The sequence below is a fragment of the Azoarcus taiwanensis genome, assembly GCF_012910885.1.
GTDB lineage: Bacteria > Pseudomonadota > Gammaproteobacteria > Burkholderiales > Rhodocyclaceae > Azoarcus_F > Azoarcus_F taiwanensis.
In genome coordinates this window covers 18,932-29,050 of sequence record NZ_WTVM01000046.1, presented here as the reverse complement: position 1 = coordinate 29,050, position 10,119 = coordinate 18,932, and the positions used below count along the sequence as shown (strand labels likewise).

Here is a 10,119-nt window from a genome sequence, read left to right as displayed (position 1 = left end):
AACCGGATGATGTCCACCGAGCGCGTCTGCGTGGCGCGGTGCGGCGCGTAACCACGCAGGATCACACGATCGTCGGGACGGCCGGCAAACTCGATGACCAGATCGCCGTCGCGTTCGGAATAGCGCAAATCCTCGGGCCGGATGCCTTCGCCGAACTGCAGGATGTTGGGCGCATCGTCGATGATCGCACCGCCGTAGCCCCAGCCGCCGCCGTAGTCCCACTCCTCCACGCCGAACGGCACCACCTCGACGAAAGCACTCGTCGGCATCACCCCGCCACCGCCACCGCCGCCGTAGCCCCACTCGATCACCCGGTGCTCGTCGTCGATCACCACTTCCTCGTCACCAACATGGTACAAGTAGGTGTCCCCGCCCCAGCCGCCGTACAGCTCGTCCCGACCCGGGCCACCGCGCAAGGTGTCGGCGCCGTGTCCGCCGTAGAGGGTGTCGTTTCCAGGTCCACCCTCGAGCCAGTCGTCGCCGTCGCCGCCGTAGATCAGGTCGTCGCCTTCCCCGCCGAAGATCGTGTCGTCGCCGGCCAGCCCGATCACGATGTCGTTGCCCGCACCGGCGTCGATGACATCCGCCCCGGGGGTGCCGAAGATCACGTCATCGCCGTCGGTCGGCGCATTGTGCGCAAGCGTCGCTTCGCCGAACATGTTGCCGCTTTGTGCATAGGCCGCTGCCTCCAGGCCACCCGCGGGAGCGACGGTGCCGGTGAGCTCGAAGCCCACCCCCACGAAGGCCAGCGGCGCAATTGCGCTGGCGCCGTTCAGCGCCACCGCATGGGTACCCACCCAGGCGGAGAAATCGAACACCCGCACCCGCCCGTCATCATCGATGAACTGTATCCGTTCCAGATCGCCCGGCAGCGCAGCGAGCGTGACGCCGGCCAGCGTCACGCTGCCGCCCTCGCCGCCATCGATCGTGAGGACGAGCCGACCGCGTGCATCGAGGTACGCGCCGAGCATGTCCGGGGTGATGCCCCCGCCGAACGACAGCGTGTCCATCCCTTTTCCGGCAGTGAGCACGTCGTTTCCGTCGCCGTAGTTGAACAGGAAGGTATCGTCGCCGTCCCCACCGTCGATGACGTCGTCTCCAGCCTCGCCGGCAATCACATCGTCGCCGAAACCGGCGTACACCGTATCGTTGCCACTGCCAGCCGACACGACGTTGTCACCACCCGAGAGATAGATATAGTCATCGTTGGCACCCGCGCGAACCACCACCGACTGACCGGAATAGTCCTCGATATGGTCATCCGCCGCACTGCCGAGCAGCAGCGTCGAGTCGCCGTGCGACCGGCTTTGCCAGCCCATCACCCCATCATCTGCGCGCGCCACCATGTCCTCGAGGCTGAGTTCGGTGCCATCCTCGAAGCGGAAGCGCTTCACCGCACCGCGCCCGAGGTCGCGCCCACTATCGTTGCGGATGATCACCGCATCGTCTCCGCCGAAGCCGACCACCATCTCAACGAAACCCACATCGCCCGGCTCGGGCACGCTCCAACTGCGCCCGCCCATCTGCACCGTGATGTCTTCGGGCCGGATCCCGGCCCCGAACACGATGGTGTCGTCGGCAAGCACCGCGGTCTCGGCATACACGCTGTCAAGCCCACTGCCGCGTTCCATCAGGTAGGTGTTGCTTCCCGCCCCACCGTACAGAACATCCCGACCGGCTCCGCCATTGAGCGTATCGCTGCCATCGCCGCCGTAGAGCGTGTCGCGCCCCGCGCCGCCGATCAGCAGGTCGTCGCCGGCCTCGCCATGGAGCTGATTGTTGCCCCCGCCACCGATCAGGGTGTCGTTGCCGTCACGGCCATAGATGGTGCTGTGCTTGTCGCTGCCGGTGATCAGATCGTCGCCCGGCGAACCGTGGAGAATTTCGGAGTCGCTCGCGACGCTCACCAGCGCCTGCACGTCCGCCCCGCTCAAGCTGGCGCCGTTGGCAAACTCGAAGCGGTCGATGCGCCAACTCGACCCTGTGTAGAACCAGTTGCCGATGCGTATCGAATCCCCGGTCGCATCGATGGTCGCGATCAGATCACCCTGGTCTCTGGCAAAGCTCACGCCAAGCTGGTCGATACCCGCCTTGAACGCCACCTTGCCGCGTCCGCCCTCGATCGTGTCCTGACCGTCACCCGCGCCGAAGCGGTAAGTGTCGTAGCCGCCGAGGTTCACGAACACGTCGTTGCCAGCGCCCCCATCGACGACGTCGTCGGCATGGCTCGAGACGATGATATCGTCTCCGTCGGTGCCGGCCACGGCCCGCAGATCCAACGCGGCGCGGTCCCACACGGTGCCGTCGGCAAAACGCACTTGTTCGATGCCGAGCCCACCGCTCGCCGCCCATGTCGTGGCCTGATTGCGAACGAGGATCGCGGTGCCGTCCTGCAGGCTCACCGTCATGTGGCCATCGCGCGTATAGCGCACCGTCACGTCGTCCGGGGCGATGCCCTCGGTCAGCTCGATGGTGTCGACACCGCTCGGGTCGAAGTTTTCTTCGATCACGTTGAAGCCGTCACCCAGGCCGAAGCGGTAGGTATCCGAGCCGCTGCCGCCGCGCAGGGTGTCCGTACCCGGGCCGGCGATGAGCAGATCGTCGCCGGCTCCACCCTCAAGCAGGTCGTTGCCGGCGCCACCGATCAGGGTGTCGTTGCCGTTGCTGCCGACCAAGGTGTCGTTGCCTGCGCCGCCGTCGATCACGTTGTCGCGCCCTGCAAACCCGCGCAGTTCGTCGTCTCCGTCGCCGCCGATCAACACCCGGCTGCGAATCTCCTCCTCACCCCACACCGTGCCGTCGGCAAACACGATTTCCTCGACCGCATGGCGATGCCCTGCCAAGAAGTGCCGCTTGACCGTGATCGTCTCACCGGTGTCGACGATGGTCAGCACCAGGTCATCGACGTTCCACCAGATGTTCGGGTCGCGCACGCGGGCAAGGTGCACATCATCGGGTGTAATGCCGACCTTCAACTCGATGCGGTCCACATCGGTTGCATGCCACGAGTCTTCGATGATGGTGTCGTGCCCGTCGCCGCGACCGAAGCGGTAGGTGTCCGAACCCGAGCCACCGCGCAGCACGTCGTTGCCGGCACCCCCGATCAGGGTGTCGTTGCCATTGCTGCCGACGAGGGTGTCGTTGCCGGCCCCGCCATGGATGAAGTTGTCGCGTCCGGCAAAACCCAGCAGCTCGTCGTCTCCGTCGCCGCCGATCAGCACCCGGCTGCGGATCTCATCTTCGCCCCACACGGTGCCGTCGGCAAACACGATTTCCTCGATTGCGTGCCGAAGGCCGGCAACAAAGTGGCGCTTGACCGTGATCGTCTCGCCGGTATCGACGATGGTCAGCACCAGGTCGTCCGTGTTCCACGGGTTGCTCGGGTCGCGCACGCGGGCAAGGTGCACGTCACCCGGCCCCACTCCAGCCTTGAGCTCGATGCGGTCCACATCGTCCGCATGCCACGAATCCTCGATGATGGTGTCGTGCCCGTCGCCGCGGCCAAAGCGGTAGGTGTCGGACCCAATGCCACCGCGCAGTTCGTCGTTGCCGGCGCCGCCATCCAGCGTGTCGTTGCCCGCCCCTCCGATCAACGTATCGTTGCCGCCACGGCCCAGGATCAGGTCGTTGCCCCCACGGCCATCGATCCAGTCGTCGCCGTCGGTGCCGCGCAGCACGTCGTTGCCTTCGGTGGGGGTGTTGCTGTCGACCCAACCCGCCAACGATGCATCCACCACCGCGGAGACATCCCCGCCCAAGGCGGCCATCGTGAATCTGAACGAGCCCATATCGAGCGAACCGAGCAGCCCGAGGCCGCGCACCGCGCGCACGAATTCGCCCAGTTGCTCGAGCCCGTGCGCACGATCCGTCTCGATCAGCCCGGCGAGATTCGCTGCGACTTCCGAGAGGTCGCCGACGACGGTCTGCGTCTCGTCGTGCCAACCATAACGGATGTCAATGAACAGGTCCTTCAGGTGGCTTTGGGCCATCAACTGGCCGTAGACCAGTGCCTTGAGGTCGTCCCAGGCCCGCAACAACACGGGTGCCGCATTGCCATGCGGGTTGGGGTCACGGGTGCGCCAGCACCACACGCCAAACCATTTCTCACCCACAAACGCTTCCAGCGCTTCGAGCCTGCGCGCGTCGCCAATCGCGTTGCCATAGATCATCGTCGAGGCCCGGCTGTACGGGTCCACGTCCTGCACCCCCGTCCAGTGGTAGAGGATGCTGGTCAGCAACGCCTCGCGATCCTGCGGGGTATCAGCAGCCACGAAGGCGCTCACCAGCGCCTGGAGTTTCCCGCTTTGGTCCATGGCCATGGCCTGGTGCAGATCGCGCACCTTGCCGTAGCCACGCGCATCGGGCAGCAGCGCGATCGCTTCGGGCACGTCCACCCACTCGGTGGGCACGCTGTAGGTCGCATCGCTCTTGAACCATACGTCGGTGGCGGTGCGCGTCTCGCCGTCGGTGGTGACGAAGCTGCCGACCTGGCGGTGTTCGTTACCGTTGGCGTCGACGTAGCTGGAGTTTACATAGGCCACGTTGATCGCCCGCACACCGGCCTCTTCCAGCGTCAGCAGTTCGCCCTCGCCGGTGCGCCCGTTCAGGTCGGCATCGACCCACACCCGCAACTCGGCAAACACCGGATCATTGGCGTCGATCACGCCATCGCCGTTGACATCGAGCTCGGCCAGCGCCGCGAACCCGTTGACCGCCCGAAGCCCGTTGGCAAGCACCGTCTCCGACCCGAACAACTCGCGCCCGGAGTCGATCACCCCGTTGCCGTTGCGGTCCCAGACCAGCAGGCCGTCGCCGCTGCCCACCCAGCCGGTGCGTTCGGAAAAGCCATCGGCGGCGTGGTCAAAATGCACGCCGGCCGAAAGACCCACCGTGTTGATGCCGGTGCCGTCGAGGTCGAGGATGATGGGCGAGGGGATGGTGGAGGCGGTTTGGGTTTGGTCCCGGATGGCTTCCAGCAACTCGTTCCGACCACCGGTAATATCGTCATAGCTGAGTGAAAATAACGGCCCGCTGAACCAATTGAGGAAACGGTCGATGCCGGACATCAAATTCGCGCCCTGCCGCTCGAAGAAGCCGACGAGGCTATCTCCCATCGACCCGGCCAGATTCTGCGCACGATCCAGAAGGCCGGCAACCGAATCATGAAACCTGCTGCTTCCTTCAGCTGATGCCAGAGCTGCCACACCCAGAGCCGCTGACGCAGTGATTGCGGCGGCGGCCAACCCGACCGCTGCAGCAGGCGCGAGCACTGTACCCGCCCCAAGTGTTGCTGCAAGCGCAGCGGCCGAGGCGACAGTGGACAGCGCGGCGAAGGCCGTGCCGTCGGTGAGTTTTCCATCCTGTCTTATGTCGAGTGTAATATTTGCCGCGTCATTAGCAATATTCGCCACGAGCAAAGGCGGCGCTAGATTCCCGGCGACTTTCGACAGCATTGATGCAAGCCCATGCATGGCGTTTGCAGCCGACACGGCGGCATTGCGAATATCTCCCTGATTGGCGCTCTTTATCGAATTGGCAATATCCACAGGCGAGGCCTTTTGCGAAAGCACATTGGATACCGTTTCAGCTGTTTGCCTGTTCAATCCTCTTGCCATCATTGACCTCCCTTCTGCTTGTCGTTGTCACCAAGAACTCCTACCCCATCAGGAGACTGCAGGTATTCATCACGCAGTCGCCACGCCTTGCGGCCAAAACGCTTCAGCATCCAGATAAAGAAAAACAGTGATGCCCAAAGATAACCTCGTACCCACTTCAGGTCGAAGGCACGCTCGTCGACAGGGGACAGCCGAGGAGCGAACTCTTCATCACCGGAAAACTCGATCCGAACAAATTCTTGGTAATAAAAGGGGGGCCAAAGCTCCCAGTAGGGGCGAGAGCAAACCGTGATGGCTTCGCCCTGCGTCGCTTGCAGCCGAGACGTAAAATTCGGATAGCCACCCCAACCCAAGTACGAGTGCTTCACCCCATTCTCATCGACGATATCGAGCATCGAATGCCTCTGGTTTCTCGGTGGCCGAAACACTTTCACAACAGAGCCCGACCGGCACTCGAGCTCGTCCCACGATGCGAGTTGAGGATTGGCGACCTGTGGAAATGCGAGCATCGTTGCAATCAAAGTTGAGCACGCGAAAACGAATAGAAGCATGTTCCCCACAACGTCTCTTCGAATGCAGATATAGAACCACCCAATCCAGGTCCGCTTCATCCGCAGCTTGAATCGACGCCATGCGCCTCTGATTCCCGTGTTGCCTTCAGACATGCTTATTTCCTTGTTTACACTGAGGCATGACGAGGGATTGATAACCACGGCCGGCCTCATCTACGTCAAATCGCTTCACACTCGTTCTTGCATCTTCACCAAACGCTGTGCACCTCTCACGTGCATCCAGCGCCTCCAGCACCCGCACCGCGATCCCCTCCACATCAAAGAAATCCACCAACACCCCGTTCTCCCCGTCGCGTATCACCTCCTCGACCGGAGCGGTGCGTGAGCCGATGACCCGGCAGCCGGTCGACAGGGCTTCGAGCAGCGACCACGACAGCACGAAGGGATACGTGAGGTAGACATGAGCGGCGGAGACTTGCAGCACGCGGCGGTAGTCGGCGCGTGGCAGGCGGCCGGTGAAGTGGGTACGGGCAGGATCCAGGGCGACTTCGCGCAGGAGTTTTTCGCGCCAGTTGGGGGCATCAGCCGGGGCGGCGCCGTAGCTGACCTCGTCACCGCCGACGATGATGGCGTGGCAACCGGGGTGGCGGCGCTGGACGCAGGCCAGAGCCCGCATGAAGATGTGGAAGCCACGATAGGGCTCAAGATTGCGGGCAACAAAGGTGATGACGGGGTCGCCGGCCGCGAGTTCGACGCCGGAGGGCGTCTTGAAGCGGGCGCCGGGGTCCGGTGCGAAGTAGGCTGTATCGATACCTTCGTGCTGAACGACGATCTTGCGCTGAAATTCGGCCGGATGCTGCGCGCGCTGCCACGCGGTGGGGCTGACGCCGAGGTCGCACTGGGCGAGGTTGAGCGCGTGCAGGGCGTTCCAGGTGCGCATGCGGGCGTGGATGTCGGGACCGACAGGGAACTCGGGGTCGAAGCCGACATCCGCGCCGGGCTTGCCGTAGTACCACTCGCACAGGTGGATGAGGCGGGCGTCGGGGAAGATGTCTCGCAGGTAGAGGGTTTCGCCCCAGCCGGGGTGGGCGAGGACGACATCCGGCCTGTAGCCCTGGCGGGCAAGGCGCGCGAGCGTGCGGGCGACCGCCTGGCCGTGCAGCACGGCGATTTCCATTTGGCGCAGGTAGGGGTGCTGGGCTTCGGCCGGGGGCCGGTGCAGGCGATAGCGCTGCCATGCGACCCCGGGCAGACCGGGTGCGGTGTCGCGCCCGAGGCCCAGCACCTGCAGGTCGGGCCGGGCGGCCCAGGCACGGGCGAGCTCACGGAACTGGCCGGGGAAGTTCTGGTGAATGAGCAGCAGACGGGCATCCGGGCGGCGGGCGAGCGCACGCTTGCCGGCAGCCCGGCCGGCGACCGTTTCACGCCCGTTGGGAATCGCCGCCGGGTGTGTCACGTACCCTCCTTGATCCGGGCCGTGGCAGCGGCGGGGCGGTCCATGTGCACCACCTCGTCCACCTGCAGACTGCGAGGCACCTGGTGGGTGATGAAGATCAGGGTGACCTTGCCCTTGAGACGGTTGATGGTTCGGGCGAAGTGCTCGGCGGTATGCTGGTCGAGGTTGGAGATGGCCTCGTCGAAGATCAGCACCTTGGGGCGCTTGAGCAGGGCGCGGGCAATGGCGATGCGCTGGCGCTGGCCACCGGACAGTCCGGTGCCACGCTCGCCGATCTCGGTCTGGTAGCCCTGCGGCAGGGCCTCGATGACGTCGTGAATCTCGGCGGCCTTGCACGCGGCGGTGATCTCGTCAAAACCCGCGTGGGGCTGGGCCATGAGCAGGTTGTCGTAGACCGTTCCGGAGAACAGCACGGTCTCCTGCGGGACCACGCCGAAGTATGCGCGCAGTTCGTTGGCGGCCAGGGTACGAATGTCGCGCCCGTCGATGAGGATCTGGCCTTCCTGCGGAAAGTAGAAGCCCTGCAGCAACTTGGCCAGCGTGCTCTTGCCGCAACCGGACGGGCCCATCAGTACTGTGAGCTTGCCGGTGGGAATGGCCAGATCGAGGTTGCGATACAGCCAGGGGTGTTGCTCGGAATAGCGGAAACCGAGGTCCCGCACCTCGATGCGCCCGGCGCCGGCGCGGGTGCGCTGAGGGGTGAGCGTGACCGGCTCCTGCGGCATGTCGAGGATGTCGGCCAGGCGCTTGACGGCGACGCTGGCTTGCTGAAACTCCTGCCACAGCCCGACCAGCCGCATCACCGGCTGCGACAGGCGGCTGGCGAACATCTGGAAGGCAACCAGCATGCCGACGGTGAAGCCGGTGTTCTGCATCACGAACCAGGCGCCGACGATGAGGATGGACAGCGTCATCGTCTGCTCCAGCGCGCCGGCGGTGACCTGATAGGTGTTGCCGACCTGGCGCGTGGAGAAGCCCGCCGAAAGATACTGAGCCAGATAGCCACCGTAGCGCTTGTCCACAGTGGGCTCCATCTGCAGGGATTTGACGGTGGCCATGCCCGCCAGATACTCGGTAAGAAAGGCCTGGTTGCGCGCCCCGAGCAGAAACTGCTTGTCGAGCCTGGCGCGGAAGATGGGCACCATGATGAGACTGGCGAGCACGATGAGCACCAGTACCCCCACGACAATGAGGGTGAGCTGCCAGCTGTAGAGCAACATCACGGCAAGGAATATGAACAGAAAGGGGAAATCGAGCACCAGGGTGACCGCTGCACCTGAGACGAAGTCGCGCAGGCTTTCGATGCCGTTGAGCCTGGCCACCAGCGTGCCGGTGGGGCGCTGCTCGAAATAGCCCACAGGCAGGCGCAGCAGGTGGCGCATGACTTTCTCGCCCAGCACCGCGTCGATGCGGCAACCAGTATGCAGCACCAGGTATTGACGCAGCCAGGTCATGACGCTGGTGAAGATCATGAACACCACCATCGCCACACCGAGCACCGCAAGCGTGCTCTGGGCGTGATGGGCGATGACCTTGTCGATGATCACCTGCGTGAATAGCGGCGTGGCCAGGGCGACGAGCTGGATGCTCAGGCTGGCGAGCAGCACGTCGCGCCACAGACGGCGGTGGCGGAGCAACTCCGGCACGAACCACGCAAAGCCGAAGGGTTTGCGCTGCGCCTGGGCCGCGCCCGGGCCGGTGCCACCCTGATCGTCCGGCAAAGCGGACTCCGCCTCTGCGACCCAGAGCAGTTGGGGCAGGAAGCATCGAGCCGCCTCGTCTACCGCAACCGTTCGCGGTGACATATCACCCGGTAGAGCAATCCGAAGCGCCTCCGCTTCGCAACCCAGGATGAACACTGGATGCAGCTCGGCAGCGTTTGCGCCGCCAGAATGGGAGCGATCACCCGTGTGCATCGAATCGAAGGCCGTGTTTTCCGGCGACAGGAATGCAACCGCTGGATAGGGCGCATCTTCCCAGTCGCGCCCCGAGGGTTGCGGGCCAAGCGCTGAGTCAATGCCAAGCCCGTGCAAGGCTTCGATAATCGTGGGAATATCAAAAGGCGGAGATAGCCCACGCAACAGCAAGGCGGGGTCGAAAGGCTTGCCGAAACGGGCAGCGAGACTGGACGTCAGCCAGAGCAGGGATGTTTCGGGTAGATGCTGCGCCTCGTCCTCTGAAACCGCTCTGATTGAATCGACCATGGGGGCTTCTAGCGTAATGGAAACTGGCGGCAAATTAGCACAAACGACTGCTTATTTGTCATTCCACAAACCCGAAAGCATATCTATCCGTAATCCCCTTGCGCGTCTGACACTACACCGCCTCGCGCGGGCTCGAGATGGCGGCTTGCACTGAAGCTCATCCGCGCGGAGGTCGGATCGAGTTTGTTCGTTCCGATTACACCGTTAGCGCCTAGTCTGGATGAGGCTGCGAAAGTGGCTCGGTCAGCCGGCGCCCACAGCTACAAATCTGCTTACAACCCCGCGTGAACCTGCGGTCCCCGCCGCGCGTTGGACGGACATGGGCGACACGG

4 protein-coding genes are annotated in these 10,119 nt (G+C 64.1%); all 4 read right to left on the bottom strand.

Features of this window, described 5'->3' with window-relative positions; translation table 11 throughout:
* Positions 1 to 5,411, bottom strand: a 5,411-nt coding sequence (locus GPA21_RS09480) for a calcium-binding protein (RefSeq protein WP_339379875.1), incomplete at its 3' end; no start/stop codon positions are given.
* A gap of 203 nt (positions 5,412 to 5,614) precedes the next feature.
* Positions 5,615 to 6,280, bottom strand: a complete 666-nt coding sequence (locus GPA21_RS09475; protein ID WP_168987955.1) for a hypothetical protein — start codon at positions 6,278 to 6,280, stop codon at positions 5,615 to 5,617.
* Positions 6,273 to 7,583: a glycosyltransferase family 4 protein gene (locus GPA21_RS09470; RefSeq protein ID WP_211163514.1), complete on the bottom strand. Its 1,311-nt coding sequence runs from the start codon at positions 7,581 to 7,583 to the stop codon at positions 6,273 to 6,275. Before GPA21_RS09470 ends, GPA21_RS09475 begins: the two co-directional genes overlap by 8 nt.
* Positions 7,580 to 9,787 carry a peptidase domain-containing ABC transporter gene (locus GPA21_RS09465; protein ID WP_168987954.1) on the bottom strand — a complete coding sequence of 736 codons (2,208 nt, stop codon included), beginning with the start codon at positions 9,785 to 9,787 and terminating at the stop codon, positions 7,580 to 7,582. Before GPA21_RS09465 ends, GPA21_RS09470 begins: the two co-directional genes overlap by 4 nt.
* Positions 9,788 to 10,119 lie beyond the last annotated feature (332 nt).

What these genes read in the sequence shown, in the direction of transcription:
- GPA21_RS09475 (WP_168987955.1), bottom strand. Translation starts at nt 6,280, where the DNA reads ATGTCTGAAGGCAACACGGGAATCAGAGGCGCATGGCGTCGATTCAAG.
- GPA21_RS09465 (WP_168987954.1), bottom strand. Translation starts at nt 9,787, where the DNA reads ATGGTCGATTCAATCAGAGCGGTTTCAGAGGACGAGGCGCAGCATCTA.